This is a genomic window from Steroidobacter sp., from assembly GCF_036406195.1.
GTDB lineage: Bacteria > Pseudomonadota > Gammaproteobacteria > Steroidobacterales > Steroidobacteraceae > Steroidobacter.
In genome coordinates this window covers 81083-98178 of sequence record NZ_DASWVW010000060.1, presented here as the reverse complement: position 1 = coordinate 98178, position 17096 = coordinate 81083, and the positions used below count along the sequence as shown (strand labels likewise).

The window sequence follows — 17096 nt, the reverse complement described above, 5'->3', positions numbered from 1 at the left end:
TGGCCCAGGATCTGCGGGACGTGCTGGAGGTCGATGAGTTCACAACGAATATCGGCGATCTGGTTGCGGCGAAGGTCGACACTGTTCGCGAGAAGCTCCTGGACTATCCCAGCTACTTCGAGACCGTTTTGAACGGTCGTATTTAACCTGTCACGGCGCTCAATCGATGAATATTGAAACAGAGCGAAATATCGTGCGACAGGTTGCAGGTTCGTCACCTTGCTGCAGGAGCGGCAGCTGGCGAGCTTGATCTGCTCACTGCGAAAATTGTGGAGCACCGGCAGTTCTTGTTCTATGCCAGCTTGGCGGTCAGAATCTCAACACGAAACCACGCGCGCGACTCCCCGCCAATTAGCCAATGCCCATTGTGACGACTTATCTTGGACCGACTCCGATCGACGATGTGTCGCACTGGCATGTGGTCGCCCAGCGAGGCCCCGGCGCCTTTATGTTTCAAAACAACGTTCGCGTAAGCCAAGGCTATTTGCTTTCTGCCTCAGCGATGGTGGCCAGTGGCCTACTGGGTGCGGTGACGCCGTATTCCGCGACACACCAGGACCGGGAGAAGGAGCAATTATTTGAACGGGTGCGTACTGAATCGTACGCAGCGCTGCCCTCTCGCCTAGGCGCCTTATTTGTTTTCGACGATCGCGCGCACGCGATCCGCGCTCAGCAGATATGGTTTACGGGAGTTCCAACCAATGTCTTCGAGTGTCGCTTGTTTTCGAGCGCGGTCCGCCACACGGCGGACTCGGTGCTGTTGAACGCACAGGCCGCGGACTGGGAGGGGAATGCGCATCGGTACTGGCAAGGAGAGATGACAACGCAACCCCTGCGCGAAACCGTTGTCTTCGGCGGCGTCTACTTTCCCGACTGGAACTCGATTCCGACCTTCCCTCTGTGAGTTCCCCCTTGTAACTTTCGCGAGCGCCGTCGCATCGTTGATGCGAGATTGGTCGAGGTCCTCGTGGCTGGTCCGGCTGAGTAAAGCGAAGACTTGATCGGCTGGACTCCGGCCGGGGGGAGCTAGACCAGACGCGCAGAGTTTGTCTAAGGTGGCCTCGAATTTAGCTTGGCAGCGCCATTTCGAGCCGAGCAGCCCTCCGAGACGCCGATGAGTACCAGCGCCCATGGGATCATATTCAAACGAGTGTTCGGGATGTACATGGATGCGACTACAGCCAAATCGAGCGACGGGTTGCGACAGGCTGCGACTCCCTGTTGCCGGCGCCACCGTCCGGGTTGCTTCTGGTCTTGTCACCTGCCTGCGTGGGAGGCGGGGGGTATTTCTTAGATGATGTCTGGTGAATCGACTTCTAAGAGCTGAGGGGCAGCTAGCCGCGCGGGCTTGGCCAACGGTGGCGAGGATGCTGAAGCGCCGAATCTGCGGCAGCGTTCCGACCGAGGCCCGGTCAGCCTATAAGCCTAGAAGCATGGCGGCCGAGCCAGATTGCGCCTCCCGCTTTCGAGCGTGTGCTGTAACTCGTTCACCTGTATCGCTGGTGCCAGCTACGGGGAATCAGTGGGACTCGAGGGGACTGAAAGACAGGGCTTAATCAGTAAGTTACTGATTACGCGAATCCTTGTCCGGGTTTTGATCCCGAATGCTCCGATCCAGGCAATGCGCTGACTATTCTGCTATTTCCGCATGGAGTGTGAGCGCTCCTTTGCTAAGGTTGCTTCCCCCTTCCCGCTGAGGAAGCTGCACAAAGATCTGCTCGCGTGCGACAGAAGGCGACAGGTTTTGAAGTGTCGCGGTTTGGGCGGCTCTTGCGACCGGATGCGACAAGAGTTTGAACAAGAAGTCGAAAGAAACTCGCATTGCGTTCTTCGGTGCCGGCGTACACCTTGGGGTCATCGCACCAGTCCGGAGACTGCTCGTATGAACAACACATACTTTGGTCTTCTCGCGGAGTTCGGCGAAGCCAACATCCCCCTCCAGAAGGTTGCTCCCAAGTATTTCGGATTGAGTGAGGACGAGGCCCGTCGACGTGCGCCGACGGGCTTGCTTCCGTGTCGAGTCTTTCGCCTTGGATCGCAGAAGGCGCCTTGGCTCGTCAGTGCCGCTGACTTGGCGGAGCTGATCGATAAGCAACGTAATCGTGCGGCCCGGTAGTTCGCTCCAACGTTTATGCTTGCATCTGCGTTTCCATTGCCTCCAGTCGGCGAAATATCTGTGCTCTTGAAGCACGTGTGGTCGGCGGTATCAGCTCTATAGCCGGTGGGCATGACAACGTCGTGATCTTGATCGGTGAGCTGATCACTTCAATTTCTCCCGACGGCTTTCGGATGATTTGTCTCAGATTCTCGGGTCTCAGGTGCGTATAGCGTTTCAAGTCTTCCCACGAGGAATGCAAGGAAAACTGAGCCACTTCGTGAATGTCGTACCCAAGTTCGAACAACCGACTGATCGCCTCATGCCGGAGATCGTGATAGTGCAGGTCCTCGATACCCAGTATCCGACACGCGGTCGTGAACGCGTCACTGACGGTGCGCGGCTCGTACGGAAAGATGTACGGCCCCAATACCGGTTGCACTTGGATGATGCCCCACGCCTCTGGTGTGTATTTGAACCTTAGGTGATTGCCGAGCTTCTCCCGCGGATGTTTGGCATCTCTAACGAGGCCTGTCTGCGCGACAGGGTCGTTGTCGGCATGCTCCAATCGGCAGCTCTCCGATTGTCTGCGAGTCGATGTGATACCGAACCACGTCATTGGCCTCATGGGGACGACCGTGGCCTTGTGGCGGTCCCGAATCTGGAAGTGTCCGTCGAGCTTCTCCAACTCCTGGTTTGTCGGTCGTCGTTCCCGCCGCTTACTTTTGGCGATTAAGCGGTGCTTGAGACAGAATTCGCGGGCCTCATCTACTACTTCGATGGGAATCGGGAGTTTCTTTCCCGCCCGCGCGGCATCTAGAACGATCCGGATCCAAATTAGGTCATTCGCGGCGGTGGAGGGACCGGCGCCACCCAGGCGCCGCTGCCTGATGTGGTTGATAAGGACGTCGGCTGTGACGGTCAGGGGATCTAGCTGGCCGATCACATGCTTTTCCAGGTACTCAAGGGCAGATTGCTTCGAGCGTTGCCAAGGGGAGATCGTCTCGAAGGTTTCGATGTACCAGCGAATGAGGGTTGCGAGGGTGCAAGTGCCGCCAGATATGGCGACAGCAAGGGCCTTCGGGTCCGTGAGTTCGACCTCTCGCCCTTGCGCCCAGCTCTTTGCAGCCGCCTTCGTGGAAAAAGTCTTGGACTCCTTATGGATGAGCTCCCCATCCCGCGTGAGCCGCAACCGTGCTTGAAAGCTAGGGCCCGCAACCCCCTTTCTTGTTACGATTGTGGCCATGGCGACCTCCCAATTGTCCCAAGCCCATTTGGGGACAAATTTGGGACAATTGCCAGCAATAAATGCCCACAAATGCCCGGAAATAGCGCTGAAATGACGGAGTCGGAAAGCAGCAGAAACGGCGGGCGAAAACCCGATTCTTCAGGGGTCAGGCGGCATAATCGCATCAGTGTAGCTCCTATGATGGACTACACCGACCGCCACTGTCGGTATTTCCTGCGCCTGCTGAGCCCGAGCACGCTCTTATATACAGAGATGCTGACCTCGGCCGCCCTGGTGCGGGGGGACGGTGCGCGTCTGCTTACTTACGACGAAGCCGAGCATCCGGTCGCTCTGCAGTTGGGCGGAAGTGATCCGAAGGAACTGGCGATCGCGGCCCGCATGGGAGAGCAGGCGGGGTATGACGAAATCAATCTGAACTGCGGATGCCCGAGCGAGCGCGTGCAGAGTGGTAGCTTTGGGGCGTGCTTGATGGGCGAGCCGCCGTTGGTGGCGGAGTGCGTGAGCGCGATGCGCGAGGCGGTGAGGGTGCCGGTGACGGTGAAGTGCAGAATCGGTATCGAGCCCATGCCGCAGGCGGGCGATGAGTTCGAGTTTCTGCGCCAGTTCATCGCGACGGTGGCCGCTGCGGGTTGCGAGGTGTTCATCGTGCATGCGCGCAAGGCCATCCTGAAAGGATTGAGCCCGAAAGAGAACCGCGAGGTCCCGCCGCTGAGGTACGACGTCGTCAGCGCTTTGCGTGCCGAGTTTCCCAAGCTGACGTTCGTGCTCAACGGCGGCATTCGTACCGTCGAAGAAGTGCAGACACATTTGCAAACATTCGACGGCGTGATGATCGGGCGCGAGGCGTACTCGAATCCGTATCTGTTGGCGCAGCTCGAGCAGGCGGTCTTCAATCCGGGCTGGAACTTGCCGGCGCGCGAGCAGGTCATCGAGCAATATGCGGACTATGTGCGCACCCGGCTGGCCGAAGGCCATCGGTTGCGGAGCATGGTCAAGCACGTGCAAGGCTTATATGCGGGTCTGCCTAGAGTTCGCTCGTGGCGGCGCTACTTGTCCGAAGGGGCGGGACGCCCCACGGCAGGCGCAGAGCTGCTGCTCGACGCCTTGCGGATCGTGCAGGCCGCCTGAGTCTCGCGCGTTCGACGCGAGACGTGCTGAACGCGCTCACCGATCAGGCGCCAGCCGGCCGAAGTCGTCCTGCTTGGTCGCCGCCAGGTAAGCCATCACCGCATACGCGGCGACGGTTTGGTCCAGCACCTTGGCGTCGACCTTGGCGAGGGTGTCGTTCATCGTGTGGTGTACGTCGAAGTAGAGGCTGGCATCGAGCACTGGATCCAGCACAGGCACGCCGAGAGAGCGCAAAGGGCCGAGGTCGGCGCCGCCGCTGGCGGTGTTGTTGCCAGCTTCGACAGCCAGCGGCTGCAGTGCCTTGCGCATGGTCTCGATCGCGCCGAGGGATTCGGGTGCAACCTGGGTTTCGAGGCGGATGACGGGGCCGATGCCGGTGTCCGCTTCCATTGCCAGAACGTGCTTCATGTGTTCGTCGCCGATGAGGCGCGCATATTCTTTGGCGCCCGACAGGCCGAACTCTTCGTTGGCGAACAGCACCACGCGAATCGTCCGTTTGGGCTTGCGATCCAGCCGTGAAATCAAGCGGGCGGCTTCGACGACGATGGCCACGCCGGCGCCATCATCCAGAGCACCCTGGCCCAGGTCCCAGGAATCGAGATGAGCGCCGAGCAGCACGATCTCGTCGGCGCGATCGGTGCCTGGGATTTCGCCAATGACATTGGCGGACCAGGCGGGCGGTAACTCGCGAGCCGTGGACTTCAGGCGAAGACGTGTTTGCTTGTTTGCTTTCAGGTGCCGCGACAACGAATCTGCATCAGGATTCGAGAGCGAGAACGCCGGAATGCGCGGCGCATCCATGTCGTAGACCATGCGGCCGGTGTGAGCAAAGCGCTCATCCGAAGTGCCCACGGAACGGATCACCACCGCAACTGCGCCAAGATTGGCCGCTGCACTCGCGCCTCGGACGCGATTCCCCACGGTCTTGCCGTAGCTGGCGCCGTCCTTGGTGCGTTCCATGCGCTCGTTGATAAAAACGATCTTGTTCTTTACGTCAGGGGCCTCATTGCCGATCAGGGCGTCCAAGGAGGGGACTTCGATCACTGCGGCCTCGATGCCCTCCTCTGAGGTGCCGATGCTGCCGCCCAGCGTGGCCGCGACCAATGCCTGAGGCGCGGCGCCCAGCAAGCTGACCTCTGTGGTGCCGCGAACCCAGCGGGGTACCAGCACATCCTGACTGCGCACACCGGTGAAGCCGAGCTTTCCGAGCCGGTTCATGGCCCACCGCACCGCGGCCTCGTCGCCGGGGGAGCCGGCCAGGCGGGGCCCGACTTCCGTGACCAGCGAGCTTACATGGTCATAGGCCGAAGTGCCTTTCAGCGCGCGGTCGCGGAGGGCGGCGGCCGTGGCCAGATCGGCCTCGCCCCAATCGGCAACGGTGGTGGATTGAGCCGCGGCCGGGCCGGTCCAGACCGCTAGAATCAGTAACAGCGCCAAAAACATGACGCCGCCCAGGGCGGGGAGCTGGGCGCAAGGCCGGGCCGGTCGGCCGGTGGGGGGGACCATTTCGAGCATCCGAACTCCTTTTTGGCCCTGCCGATGGCCGGTACCGACCGCGGTCGGTGGATCGAGCAGGGTTATGTAGCGTTGTCGTATATACTGCCGCCCGTGCACAGCCGTCCGTTGCGGCCGGTACCTCGCGCGTCAGCAGCAAGGATACCAATGGGCCAGCGACCCGACGGGGAACGATGATGAGCGCCAAGAGGTCATGGGAAAGGACATAGAACTAGCCATCCTGTTTGCCGATGTGGTCGGCAGCACGCGAATCTACGAGGTCATGGGCGATTTGCGCGCCCGGGACATGGTGCTGACCTGCGTGGAGATCATGCGGGCGGCCACCGAGCAGAATCACGGCACCGTCATCAAGACCATCGGCGACGAGATCATGGCCACGTTTCCCACCGCGAACGATGCCATCAATGCCGGCAGCCGCATGCAGCACGACATCCGCATCCATGCCGAGCTCAAGGTGGAAGGCCAGCCCATCGCCATCCGTATCGGCGGCCACTTCGGGCCGGTGGTGCTCGAGAACCGGGACATCTTCGGCGCCGCGGTGCACACCGCCAACCGTATGACCAGCCAGGCCAAGGCGGGGCAGATCATGATCACCAGCGCCATGGTCGAGCGCCTGGCGCCAGAGTGGCAGTCGGCCGTGCGGCAGATCGACGTGGCCACCCTCAAGGGCAAGACCAGCGAGGACGAGCTGTTCGAGGTGCTCTGGCAGAAAGAAGACGCCACCAGCATGTTGCCGGCGATCGCGCTCGGCGCGTCGGCCGCCAATCGTGAGAAACAACGTGCGCGCCGGCTGCGCTTGCGATTCCAGGGGCAGGAGATCGTGGTCGACGAGAGTCGTTCCAATATTGCGATCGGCCGTGCCGAAGAGAACGACATCGTCGTGAAGGGCAATCTGATCTCGCGCCTGCACGCCAAGATCGAGCTGGTGCGCAACAAGTTTCAACTGGTCGATCAGAGCACCAATGGTACCTTCGTCACCACGCGTGATGGCGAGGAAGCGTTCGTGCGTCGTGACACGATGCAATTGAAGGGCGAGGGTCTGATCGGCTTCGGCCGCGTGCCGGAGAACAATTCGTCCCTGACGGTCCGATTCGTCTGCGAAGAATAAGACGTTTTTTGCGCGCTGCGCCGAGCGGCTCGGCCGAACGGAGCAGGGCGGCCACATGCTCATCGTCTGACTGTCACGAGTCATTTCCGTAACAGTCCGCCATCGCGGGCCGTCGGCTTACCCGCAACTTGCACCACGTCGCCACTGGTCGCCGCTGTGTCCTTCAGCGGCCACGCATGCCATACGACGGCCCGCCGAAACCCATCTCGACCTTGCGATCCAGCGCTTCCAGCCTGGCATCGACCTCGGCATGAAAATCGGAGCGCAGGTCGAGCACCCGCTGATAGGCCTCGTGGATATGGATATCGATGCGGCAGGTGAGAAAGTCGTTGTAGTCGAGCCGATCGAAATCCTTGTTCAGCACGGTGAAGGTCATGTGCGCCCTGGCCGGCGAGCCCTTGACGGCGTACACGCCGAGACAGGGCAGATGTTTGTTCTCGTCGTCGGCACTGTCGTCCAGGATGTCGCCGAAGCAGGAGCCGAAACCGACCTTGTCGAAGCCCTGCGCGCGCACGAACGAATAGAACTCGTTCATGGCGGTGAAGTAGTCGCGCTTGGCGACGCGGAACTGCCTGGCGTGTACGTTGGGCAACTTGCCTGGCTCGCCATTCGGCCCGGGCTCGTGCGGGTTGGGGTCATGCCCGGAATGGCCACAGGCGGCGAGCAGCAAGCCGAGCAGGCTGACCAGGATCGTGAATCTTCGCGGCATATCCTTCCTCTGGACACGCGGTCTTCATTGCGGAGGGCGACCGGCGTGCGATCTTCCTTGGTTCGACACGGATGTGATTTCTAGCAGATGTGCGGGCGGCGACGCCATGCATGCGTCGCCGCCCGCCAGGGACATTGTTTCAGGCTGCGTTCGCGCTTTCCAGTCGCTTGGCCACGCCGTTCAACTCGTCGCGCAGCTCACGCGGCACGCGGCTGCCGAACTCGTCGAGGTATTTGCCGATGGCATCGACTTCCTGGCGCCAGGCGGCACTGTCGATGGACAGCAGTGTTTCCAGCGTCGCGGGGTCCATGTCCAGACCGCGAGTGTCCAGATCCTGCTTGCGTGGCACGAAACCGATCGGCGTCTCGACGGCCTGGGCCTTGCCCTCGCAGCGATCGGCGATCCAGCGCAGCACGCGCAGGTTCTCGCCGAAGCCGGGCCACATGAATTTGCCATTGCGATCCTGGCGGAACCAGTTCACGTGGAAAATCTTCGGCAGGTTGCTCGCGTTCTTGGCGTTGCCGAACTTGAGCCAATGGCTCCAGTAGTCGCCAAAGTTGTAGCCGGCGAACGGCTTCATCGCCATGGAGTCGCGACGCACGACACCGGTCTGACCGGTTGCGGCCGCGGTGGTTTCCGAAGCCATGCCCGCGCCGACCAGCACGCCGTGTGCCCAGTTGCGCGCTTCATAGACGAGCGGGGCGACTTCACGACGACGGCCACCGAACAGGATCGCCGAAATCGGCACGCCCTCGGGCGCATCCGCCAGAGTGGAGTAGATCGGATTCTGCTTCGCCGAAACGGTGAAGCGCGAGTTCGGATGCGCGGCCGGACCATTGCCGGATTGGTACGGCTTGCCTTGCCAGTCGACGGCCGGCGTGCCGCTCTCCAGTCCTTCCCACCACGGCTGATTGTCCGCCGTCATCGCGACATTCGTGAAAATGGTGTCACGCTGGATCATGTCGTAGGCATTGCTGTTGGTCTTGCGGTTGGTGCCCGGCACCACGCCGAAGTAGCCCGACTCGGGATTGATGGCGCGCAGCTGACCCTGGGCATCGACATGCAACCAGCTGATGTCGTCGCCCAGCGTCCAGATTTTCCAGCCCGGCATCGATTTGGGCGGCACCAGCATCGCCAGGTTGGTCTTGCCGCATGCGGACGGGAAGGCCGCGGCGATGTAATGCGTCTTGCCTTCGGGGCTCTGCAGGCCCATGAGCAGCATGTGCTCGGCGAGCCAGCCTTCTTCGCGCGCCTGCCAGCTGGCGATGCGCAAGGCGTGGCACTTCTTGCCGAGCAACGCGTTGCCGCCGTAACCGGAGCCCACGCTCTTGATGGTCAGCTCCTCGGGGAAGTGCATGATGAAGCGGCGGTCGGGATTCAGGTCGCCGATGGAGTGCAGGCCCTTCACGTATTTGTCTTCGCGCTCGATGCGCTTGAGGGCGGCATCGCCCATGCGCGTCATGAGGCGCATGTTCGCGACGACGTAGGGACTGTCGGTGATCTCGATGCCGCAGCGGGCAAACGGCGAATCGATCGGGCCCATGCAATACGGGACCACGTACATGGTCCGGCCCTTCATGGCCCCGGCAAACAGGTCGTCGACCTTGCGATGAGCTTCGGCCGGATCCATCCAGTTGTTGTTCGGGCCGGCGTCTTCTTTATTGCGCGTGCAGACGAAGGTCAGGTGCTCGACGCGGGCCACATCCGAAGGGTTGGAGCGGTGCAGATAGCAATTGGGATGGGTGTCCTGGTTGAGCTTGATAAGATCCCCGCTCTGGAGCATCGCATCGATCAGCGCGCTGTTCTCGGCGTCCGATCCGTTGCACCAATGGATGGCTGCCGGCTGGGTCAGGCGGGCGACTTCCTCCACCCAGCGTTTGAGCGATGCATTAGACGTGGACATTAGAGACGCAACCTCCGGGTTTCATGAAAACTCATAGATGTATTAGTGCCAGTGATTATACCCGGCGCCTTTGGCGCTGCATGGCTTGTCGGCAGTTGTGACACGAGGGTTGTCGAAGGAATGCTGGAAATCGTCGTAACCGAATGAAATTCCTTGCTTTAGTGCTCGTGGCGATGACAACGTTCGCCACCGTGGTGAGGGCCACCGAGGCGGTCGAGTTGCGCACTCAGCTGATCGCCGAGGTCCGCGAAACCAGCGGCACGTCCGAGCATCCCAGCTTCCGCATGGTCCCGGCGAAACGGCTGGCACAGGGCCAGGTGGTCTACTACACGCTGCGAATCACCAACCCGACGCCGGTATTTGCCAATAACGTCCAGGTTAATCAGATGATCCCCGCCAACACCACCTACGTTGCCGGATCGGCGTCGGGGCCGGGCACCGAGATCGAGTTTTCGATCGATGGCGGGCAGACGTTTGCGCCGGCCACGGATCTGAAGCTGCCCGACGGCGCCAAGGCGCCGCCGGAACGCTACACCCACATCCGCTGGCGGCTGCGCAATCCGCTCGCGCCTGGAGCGACCGCACTGGCGCGGTTTCGCGCTACTTTCAACTGATGCAGGATTTCGAAGACATCTTCGGGGCCGAAGGACCGTTGGCCGCGGCGATCCCGGGCTTCGCCACGCGCGATGAACAGATCGCCATGGCCGAGCAGGTGTGGCAGGCGCTGCGCTCGCATGGCCGGCTGATCGTTGAAGCAGGCACGGGCACCGGCAAGACGTTCGCGTATCTCGTGCCTGCGTTGTTGTCGGGCCGGCGCGTGATCATTTCCACCGGCACGCGCAATCTGCAGGATCAGTTGTTCCATCGAGATTTGCCGACCGTCGCCGCGGCGATCGGGCGACCTGCGCGCGTCGCGTTATTGAAGGGGCGCGCGAACTACCTTTGCCTGCATCGCCTCGAGCTGGCGGAACAACAAGCAATCTCTCGTGGCTTGCGACGTGAAGTCGCCACCGCATTGGGCCGCGTCAGGACCTGGGCGAACGCCACCAAAGGTGGCGATATCGCGGAGCTGGCTCAACTCAGCGACTCGGACCCGGTGTGGCCTTGGGTCACCTCGACTCGCGACAACTGCCTTGGCCCCGACTGTCCATCGTTCGATGGCTGTCATGTCGTCAACGCGCGCCGCAACGCGCAGGCTGCCGACGTCGTCGTCGTCAATCATCACTTGCTGATGGCTGACTTGGTGCTCAAGGAAGAGGGCTTCGGCGACTTGCTGCCGGGCGCGGACGCGATCGTCATCGACGAGGCGCATCAGTTGCCGGATGTCGCCGCAAACTTTCTCGGCTTCACCGTTTCCAGTCGCCAGCTGCAATCGCTAGCTCGCGATCTCGGCAGCGAGTTGATGTTGAGCGGGCCGCAGCAGTCAGTTTCCGCCGCCTTCTCTCAGACCATCGAGCGACAGCTGGTCGACGTGCAGGACGCGCTCAGAACCCGGCGCGAGCGCTGCGAGTTCAAGGACTGGCCAGCTTCGGTTGTCGAAGCGCTCGCCAATCTGCGCAGCTCGCTGGACGACTTGTCGGCTTCGCTGAACGAAGCCGCGAAGGACAGTGCGGGGCTCGCGAATCTGCAACGGCGCAGTATCGAGTTGTCGAGCCGGTTGGGCTCGATGATCGAGGAAGAGTCGCAGGCCGCCACCGCGAGTGTGCGTTGGGCGCAGAGTTCGGGGCAGGGCGTGTCATTCCATCTGGTGCCGCTGGACATCGCCGAACAACTGGGCGACCTGGTGCAGGAGCACGCGGCTGCGTGGGTGTGCACGTCGGCGACACTGGCCATCGGCGAGAGCTTCGAACATTTCATGCAGCGCATTGGCATGCGCGACGCGCGCACTGCGCGGTTCGGCAGTCCGTTCGATTATGAGTCGCAGACGATGCTGTATCTGCCGAAGGGACTGCCGCCGCCGTCATCGCCTCGGCATACCGGGAGTGTCGTGGACGCCGCGCTGCCAGTATTGCGTGCGAGCGGTGGTCGCGCGTTCATGCTGTTCACCAGCCATCGTGCCTTGCGTGAAGCCGCCGATTCGTTGCTGGCGCGTCTGGGACCTGCCTTGCCGTTCCCCGTGCTGGTTCAGGGCGATGCTCCTCGCGAAGTCTTGCTGACGAAGTTTAGAGAGCGCGGCAACGCGGTACTGCTGGGCACGAGCAGCTTCTGGGAAGGCGTCGATGTGAAGGGCGCTGCGCTGTCGGTGGTGATCATCGACAAGCTGCCGTTCGCCGCTCCCGATGATCCCGTACTCAAAGCACGACTGGATGCGATCGAACGTCGCGGTGGCAATGCCTTCTTCGAGGAGCAGATTCCGCAGGCGGTGATCACGTTGAAGCAAGGGGTCGGGCGCTTGATGCGCGATCCGAACGACTTTGGCGTGATCATGCTGTGTGACGAACGGGTGCGGACCAAGGGCTATGGCCGGATCTTCCTCGACAGCCTGCCCTCGATGCCGCGCACCGAAAATCTCGTCGACGTTCAGCAGTTCCTGTTCGAAAGGCTGAGCGAGATCGGACTCGCGCCCGATCCCGATGCGATGAATCCTTCCGCCGCCGTCGACTGGTAACGCTTTTCTTCTTCTTCTGACCAGTCATTAGTCACCATTCATTAGTCACTTTTAAATCCATGCGCCTGCTCGCCATCGACACCGCCACCGAACGCTGCTCCGTCGCCCTGCGCATCGACGGACGAGTCATCGAGCGCGCGAGCGAGCAGCCACGCGGCCACGCGGATCTGGTCTTGCCGATGGTGGAATCGGTGTTGCAGGAAGCCGGGCTGAAACTGGCGGACCTCGACGGCATTGCCTACGGGCGAGGGCCGGGCGCGTTCACTGGAGTACGGATCGCGGTCGGTGTCGTTCAGGGACTGGCGTTTGGTGCACAGCTGATGACGGTCGGTGTGTCGAACCTCGCGGCGGTCGCGCAGCAAGTGGCGCGGCCCGGTGATCGCATTCTGGTGTGCATGGATGCACGCATGGATCAGGTGTACTGGTCGAGCTTTGCGCGCGAGCAGGGCAGTGAACTGGTGAGCTCGCTCGGGCCGGAACGCGTCGATCCGCCCGATGCAGTCGCCGATAGCGACTACAGCGTCTTGGCCGGCACAGGCTTCAAGGCTTATGCCCAGTTGCGCTCGCGATTGGCCACGAGCGGGCGCATCGTTCATGACTCGACGTTGCCTCGTGCGAGCGACATCGCGCTTTTGGCGGAGGCTGAATTCCGCGCAGGACGCGCTAAGCCGGCGGTCGAGGCCGAGCCTGTATACGTTCGCGATCAGGTGGCTCACGTCAAAAGCACGTGAGCCGGGCACAGTTCACAGACCTTGCGCGGATGGCACGTCAACAGCACGGCTCCAAGCGCAGACCCTCACCCCAACCCCTCTCCCGAAGGGAGAGGGGCCAAGACTCTCTCCCATCTCCCTCTCCCCTCCGGGGAGAGGGGCCAAGACTCATCTCCTATCTCCCTCTCCCCTCCGGAGAGAGGGGCCAAGATCTCCCATCTCCCTCTCCCCTCCGGAGAGAGGGGCCAAGACTCATCTCCCATCTCCCTCTCCCCTCCGGGGAGAGGGCCGGGGTGAGGGGGAGCCCTCACAGCCGTCGGGAGCGTGCGCACCGGACCTGGTTCGCGCCCCTGTCATTCCAGAGTAATTTCCCCGCCGCTCGTCATGGGACTGTAATACTTCATTGCTGTAATGTGCCTCGTGATCCATGTGCTTGAATTTGTGGCCCCAAGTCACGATCGATACGGCGGCGTCACTTACTAGTTCGATGGCAACCAAGCAAATTCTGATCGTCGAGGACGAGCAACCCATCCGCGAAATGATTGCGTTCGGATTGCGACGCAGTGGTTTCGAGGTGCGCGAGGCCGCGGATGTGAGCGCTGCGCGTGCCAGCATCGCGGACCAGCGCCCCGACCTGGTGCTCATCGACTGGATGCTCCCGGACATGAGCGGCCTGGAGCTGACGCGAGCCTTGAAGCGCGACAAGGACACGCAGGAAGTCCCAGTGATCATGCTCACAGCGCGTGCCGAGGAGCAGGACAAGGTCATGGGCCTCGACAGCGGCGCCGACGACTACATCACCAAGCCGTTTTCGCCGCGCGAACTGCTGGCGCGTATCAACGCGGTTCTGCGCCGCTCGACCAACGGCGACCAGCTGATCGAGGCCGAGGGCCTGGTGCTCGACGCCGCCGGCCACCGCGTTACGGTGGGTGATCGCACTGTGCAGCTCGGCCCGACAGAATATAGGTTGCTGTCCTTCTTCATGACCCACGCAGAACGGGTGTACAGTCGCGCTCAGCTCCTCGATCGCGTGTGGGGCGGCAATGTCTATGTGGAAGAACGAACGGTCGATGTGCACATCCGTCGCTTGCGCAGGGCGCTCGAAGCCTTCAGCTATGACCGTTTCATCCAGACCGTGCGGGGCTCGGGGTACAGGTTCTCAACGCGCTCGGAGTAGCCGTTGAAGAAGATACTCGGCGCCATTTCGCCCTCGGGCTGGCAATCCATCTCCCGGTTGGGTATCGCGCTGGCTGTGGCCTTTCTGCTCGGCCTCATGTTCGGCCGCGTCGCGCTGGCGCTGGCGATCACCTTCGGCATCTATTCGCTCGTGCAGCTGTGGAACGTGCTGCGCGTGGAGTACTGGCTGCGCTATCGCCGGGTCGAGGCCCCGCCGGACATCAGTGGCGTATGGGGAGAAGTGGTGACGATCATCAGCCGCATCTACCGACGCAAGCAGTTTCACCGCGCCCGCGTCAGAGAGCTACTGCGCGAGTTTCGCCGCCTCACCGCGGCGATGCCCGAAGGCGCGGTGCTGCTGGGACCCGAGCACGAGATTCTCTGGTTCAACGCACACGCGGGCGAATGGCTGGGGCTGCGCCGCAAGCGCGATGTCGGCATTCGCATCGAGAACCTGGTGCGTCATCCGACGTTCGTCGAGTACCTGCGCAGCGGCCATCCGAGCGAGGGCGCGATCGTGCAGGACCTGGAAACCGATCGCTGGCTCGCCTTCAACTTGGTGCGCACCGGCACCACCGAACGTCAGCTGCTGATGATTCGCGATGTGAGCCAGGAGCAGCAGCTGCAGTCCATGCGCAAGGACTTCGTCGCCAATGCATCGCACGAGCTGCGTTCGCCATTAACCGTGATCAGCGGTTACCTCGATGCGCTTGCTGAGGACGGCAACATGGATCCGGCCTGGAACACGCCCGTGCAGGAAATGCGCCGCCAGGCCGAGCGCATGCGGACCATCATCAAGGATCTGCTGGAGCTGTCGAAGCTCGAGTCCGGCGAGCACACGCAGGATGATCAGCCCGTCGACATGGCCGGCATGCTAACGCTGTTGCGTAAGGAGGTCATGGCACTCGAACAGCATCCGCGCGACGTGCGCTTGCAGTTGGAGAGCAATGCACTGCTCAAAGGCGTGGAGTCCGAATTGCATTCGGTTGCCTCCAACTTGATTTCCAACGCGGTCAAATACACGCCGCCGGATGGCGAGATCGAGCTGCGTTGGTGGACCGACGAGTCGGGCGCGCATCTGTCGGTGCGTGATACCGGCATCGGCATCGCGGAAGAACATATTCCTCGCTTGACCGAACGTTTCTATCGCGTCGACCCCGGCCGTGCTCGCAGCATGGGTGGCTCGGGGCTGGGGCTGGCCATCGTCAAGCATGCCCTGCAGCGCCACGACGCCACTCTGGAGATCAAGAGCAAGGAAGGCGCGGGCAGCACCTTTACGTGTCACTTCCCCAGCGATCGAGTGGTCCAGCGCAGCACGGGCGCGCTCGCCACCGCTTAGCACGTTTGTAACATTGACCCTTTCCGAGCCTGGCTCGGCGCGGCCTGCTGTCATCCGACTGACATGAGTGCCGTCCGATGATCGCCTCTTGAAACGTTCCTGTAATACGCGCTCCGTATAACGCTCCCCGGCGAATCCGCAACAATCCAATGGAGAGCGCACGTGAAGAACCTAGTCCTTGCGGCCACTGTGACGGCTGCACTGTCCACGACGTCTATGGGCGCACATGCCGCCAGCTCCAATGAACTGGCGCAGATTCGCGAGCAACTCGAAGCGCTGATGCAGCGAGTCGACAAGCTCGAGCAGGAGAACGTCGCGCTCGAGGCGGAGAACGAGAGCCTCAAGGCCGCGGACGAGAAGCTGCAAGCGAACGCTGAATACCTCAAGAGCGAGGCTCGCGGCCTGCGCAAGGAAACCGCGCAACAAGCGATGGAGGTCGGCAAAGTGAAAGGTGCCGACTGGGCGAGCAAGGTCGCCATCAGCGGCGACCTGCGCTATCGCTACGAAATGATCAGCGATGAAACATTGAACGGCGGCGTGCAGACCGCCGATCGCTATCGCGATCGAGTGCGTGCACGTTTGAATGCAACGGTGAAGGCCACCGACAACATCACCGTCGGCATCGGCTTCGCTACCACCGAGAACGGCGATCCACGCTCCTCGAATCAGTCGCTGACCGGTTCGTTCTCGCGCAAGAGCATCGATCTCGACACCGCCTACTTCGGCTGGAAATTCGCCAGCTGGGGCAACCTGGTCGGCGGCAAGATGAAGCAGCCGTTCGTGAAGCCGGGGCAGACTTTGTTCTGGGACAATGACGTCAATCCCGAAGGCCTGGCGGTCGGATTCCAGAGCGGCATGCTGTTCGGCACCGCCTATAACTACTGGATCAACGAAGTGTCCGGCCCGGAGACCAGCCGCACCGCCGACACGATGCTGCACGGCTTGCAGATCGGCACGCGGTTGCCGATCGGTGCCAACACTCTGATGCTGGCCGCGCATTACTATGATCTGAGCGCGGGCCAGGGGCGTGCGCCGTTCTACAACGGCAACTCGAACGGCAATTCGACGGACACTCTCGTCAGCGGCACCACCAGCACCTCGGTGCTTCGTTACGATTTCCAGGTGATCAATCTCAGCGCCGAATTCAACGCTCTGCTCGGTGAGCTGCCGTTGCAGCTGTGGGCGGACGTGGCGCAGAACCAGGACCCGAACGATCTGGACACCGCCTGGGCCGCGGGCGTGCTGTTCGGCAAGGCATCCAACTATCGCACCTGGGAATTCGGGGCCTCCTACCACCTCATCGAGAAGGACTCGCTGTTCGGCCAGCTGATCGATTCGGATCTTGGCGGCGGCGTGACCGATACCGAGGGCTGGATGCTGCGCGCCGGCTATGCGCCGGTTCGCAATTGGGCGCTCAATGCGACTTACATTCTCAGCAAGCGCAATGTCGACGTGCCGAACGGCGCCGGCCAGACCGGGGTCGACTACGATCGTCTGCAGGTCGACTTCAATGTGAAATTCTAAGGTGCAATTTTCGGCGCCGGGTGCGGTCCAAG

General features: G+C 61.9%; 14 protein-coding genes. 10 read left to right on the top strand and 4 right to left on the bottom strand.

The annotated features are described in order from the left end of the window. Positions 1-358: 358 nt before the first annotated feature. Together VGE08_RS23705 and VGE08_RS23700 are read left to right on the top strand one after the other, a co-directional pair. Entirely contained in the window at positions 359-904 is a 546-nt protein-coding gene (locus VGE08_RS23705; protein ID WP_331070407.1) for a hypothetical protein, read from the top strand. Between the two features lie 978 nt (positions 905-1882). Then, the gene (locus VGE08_RS23700) at positions 1883-2116 is read left to right on the top strand and encodes a pyocin activator PrtN family protein (protein WP_331070406.1); all 234 of its coding nucleotides are present in this window, start codon (positions 1883-1885) and stop codon (positions 2114-2116) included. Between the two features lie 13 nt (positions 2117-2129). On the opposite strand, the gene VGE08_RS23695 is transcribed toward VGE08_RS23700, so the two are convergent. Beyond that, complete coding sequence (locus tag VGE08_RS23695; RefSeq protein WP_331070405.1) at positions 2130-3341, bottom strand: tyrosine-type recombinase/integrase; 1212 nt, start codon at positions 3339-3341, stop codon at positions 2130-2132. Between the two features lie 72 nt (positions 3342-3413). On the opposite strand from VGE08_RS23695, the gene dusA reads away from it, so the two are divergent. Beyond that, on the top strand, positions 3414-4472 hold the full coding sequence (dusA, locus tag VGE08_RS23690) for a tRNA dihydrouridine(20/20a) synthase DusA (RefSeq protein WP_414717530.1): 1059 nt from the start codon (positions 3414-3416) through the stop codon (positions 4470-4472). 36 nt (positions 4473-4508) lie between these two features. Here the strand turns inward: dusA and VGE08_RS23685 are convergent, their stop codons facing one another. Further along, positions 4509-5915: a M20/M25/M40 family metallo-hydrolase gene (locus VGE08_RS23685; RefSeq protein ID WP_331070403.1), complete on the bottom strand. Its 1407-nt coding sequence runs from the start codon at positions 5913-5915 to the stop codon at positions 4509-4511. Positions 5916-6180: 265 nt separating this feature from the next. Here VGE08_RS23685 and VGE08_RS23680 point away from each other — a divergent pair, with 265 nt between their 5' ends. After that, on the top strand, positions 6181-7095 hold the full coding sequence (locus VGE08_RS23680; protein ID WP_331070402.1) for an adenylate/guanylate cyclase domain-containing protein: 915 nt from the start codon (positions 6181-6183) through the stop codon (positions 7093-7095). 163 nt (positions 7096-7258) lie between these two features. Here the strand turns inward: VGE08_RS23680 and VGE08_RS23675 are convergent, their stop codons facing one another. Then, positions 7259-7804, bottom strand: coding sequence for a hypothetical protein (locus tag VGE08_RS23675; protein WP_331070401.1), 546 nt, complete (start codon positions 7802-7804; stop codon positions 7259-7261). Positions 7805-7943: 139 nt separating this feature from the next. Further along, positions 7944-9707, bottom strand: a complete 1764-nt coding sequence (locus tag VGE08_RS23670) for a phosphoenolpyruvate carboxykinase (GTP) (RefSeq protein WP_331070400.1) — start codon at positions 9705-9707, stop codon at positions 7944-7946. Positions 9708-9880: 173 nt separating this feature from the next. Between VGE08_RS23670 and VGE08_RS23665 the strand changes: the two genes are divergently transcribed. The 6 genes from VGE08_RS23665 to VGE08_RS23640 all read left to right on the top strand — a co-directional run bounded on the left by VGE08_RS23665 (position 9881) and on the right by VGE08_RS23640 (position 17064). Beyond that, complete coding sequence (locus VGE08_RS23665) at positions 9881-10321, top strand: hypothetical protein (RefSeq protein WP_331070399.1); 441 nt, start codon at positions 9881-9883, stop codon at positions 10319-10321. Then, entirely contained in the window at positions 10321-12315 is a 1995-nt protein-coding gene (locus tag VGE08_RS23660) for an ATP-dependent DNA helicase (RefSeq protein WP_331070398.1), read from the top strand. The genes VGE08_RS23665 and VGE08_RS23660 overlap by 1 nt, the downstream gene beginning before the upstream one ends. A 59-nt stretch (positions 12316-12374) precedes the next feature. After that, entirely contained in the window at positions 12375-13046 is a 672-nt protein-coding gene (gene tsaB / locus VGE08_RS23655) for a tRNA (adenosine(37)-N6)-threonylcarbamoyltransferase complex dimerization subunit type 1 TsaB (protein ID WP_331070397.1), read from the top strand. Between the two features lie 466 nt (positions 13047-13512). After that, the gene (phoB, locus tag VGE08_RS23650) at positions 13513-14202 is read left to right on the top strand and encodes a phosphate regulon transcriptional regulator PhoB (RefSeq protein WP_331070396.1); all 690 of its coding nucleotides are present in this window, start codon (positions 13513-13515) and stop codon (positions 14200-14202) included. A 3-nt stretch (positions 14203-14205) separates the two neighbouring features. Further along, entirely contained in the window at positions 14206-15540 is a 1335-nt protein-coding gene (gene phoR / locus VGE08_RS23645) for a phosphate regulon sensor histidine kinase PhoR (protein ID WP_331070395.1), read from the top strand. Positions 15541-15702: 162 nt separating this feature from the next. Next, positions 15703-17064 (top strand): putative porin, encoded by a 1362-nt coding sequence (locus VGE08_RS23640; protein ID WP_331070394.1) that lies wholly within the window; start codon positions 15703-15705, stop codon positions 17062-17064. Positions 17065-17096 lie beyond the last annotated feature (32 nt).

Bases quoted from the DNA above. Each gene is read 5' to 3' on its own strand.
- VGE08_RS23675 (WP_331070401.1), bottom strand. From the start codon at position 7,804: ATGCCGCGAAGATTCACGATCCTGGTCAGCCTGCTCGGCTTGCTGCTC.
- VGE08_RS23665 (WP_331070399.1), top strand. From the start codon at position 9,881: ATGACAACGTTCGCCACCGTGGTGAGGGCCACCGAGGCGGTCGAGTTG.
- phoB (WP_331070396.1), top strand. From the start codon at position 13,513: ATGGCAACCAAGCAAATTCTGATCGTCGAGGACGAGCAACCCATCCGC.
- VGE08_RS23660 (WP_331070398.1), top strand. From the start codon at position 10,321: ATGCAGGATTTCGAAGACATCTTCGGGGCCGAAGGACCGTTGGCCGCG.
- tsaB (WP_331070397.1), top strand. From the start codon at position 12,375: ATGCGCCTGCTCGCCATCGACACCGCCACCGAACGCTGCTCCGTCGCC.
- VGE08_RS23685 (WP_331070403.1), bottom strand. From the start codon at position 5,915: ATGTTTTTGGCGCTGTTACTGATTCTAGCGGTCTGGACCGGCCCGGCC.
- dusA (WP_414717530.1), top strand. From the start codon at position 3,414: ATGCCCGGAAATAGCGCTGAAATGACGGAGTCGGAAAGCAGCAGAAAC.
- VGE08_RS23705 (WP_331070407.1), top strand. From the start codon at position 359: ATGCCCATTGTGACGACTTATCTTGGACCGACTCCGATCGACGATGTG.
- VGE08_RS23695 (WP_331070405.1), bottom strand. From the start codon at position 3,341: ATGGCCACAATCGTAACAAGAAAGGGGGTTGCGGGCCCTAGCTTTCAA.
- VGE08_RS23680 (WP_331070402.1), top strand. From the start codon at position 6,181: ATGGGAAAGGACATAGAACTAGCCATCCTGTTTGCCGATGTGGTCGGC.
- VGE08_RS23670 (WP_331070400.1), bottom strand. From the start codon at position 9,707: ATGTCCACGTCTAATGCATCGCTCAAACGCTGGGTGGAGGAAGTCGCC.
- VGE08_RS23700 (WP_331070406.1), top strand. From the start codon at position 1,883: ATGAACAACACATACTTTGGTCTTCTCGCGGAGTTCGGCGAAGCCAAC.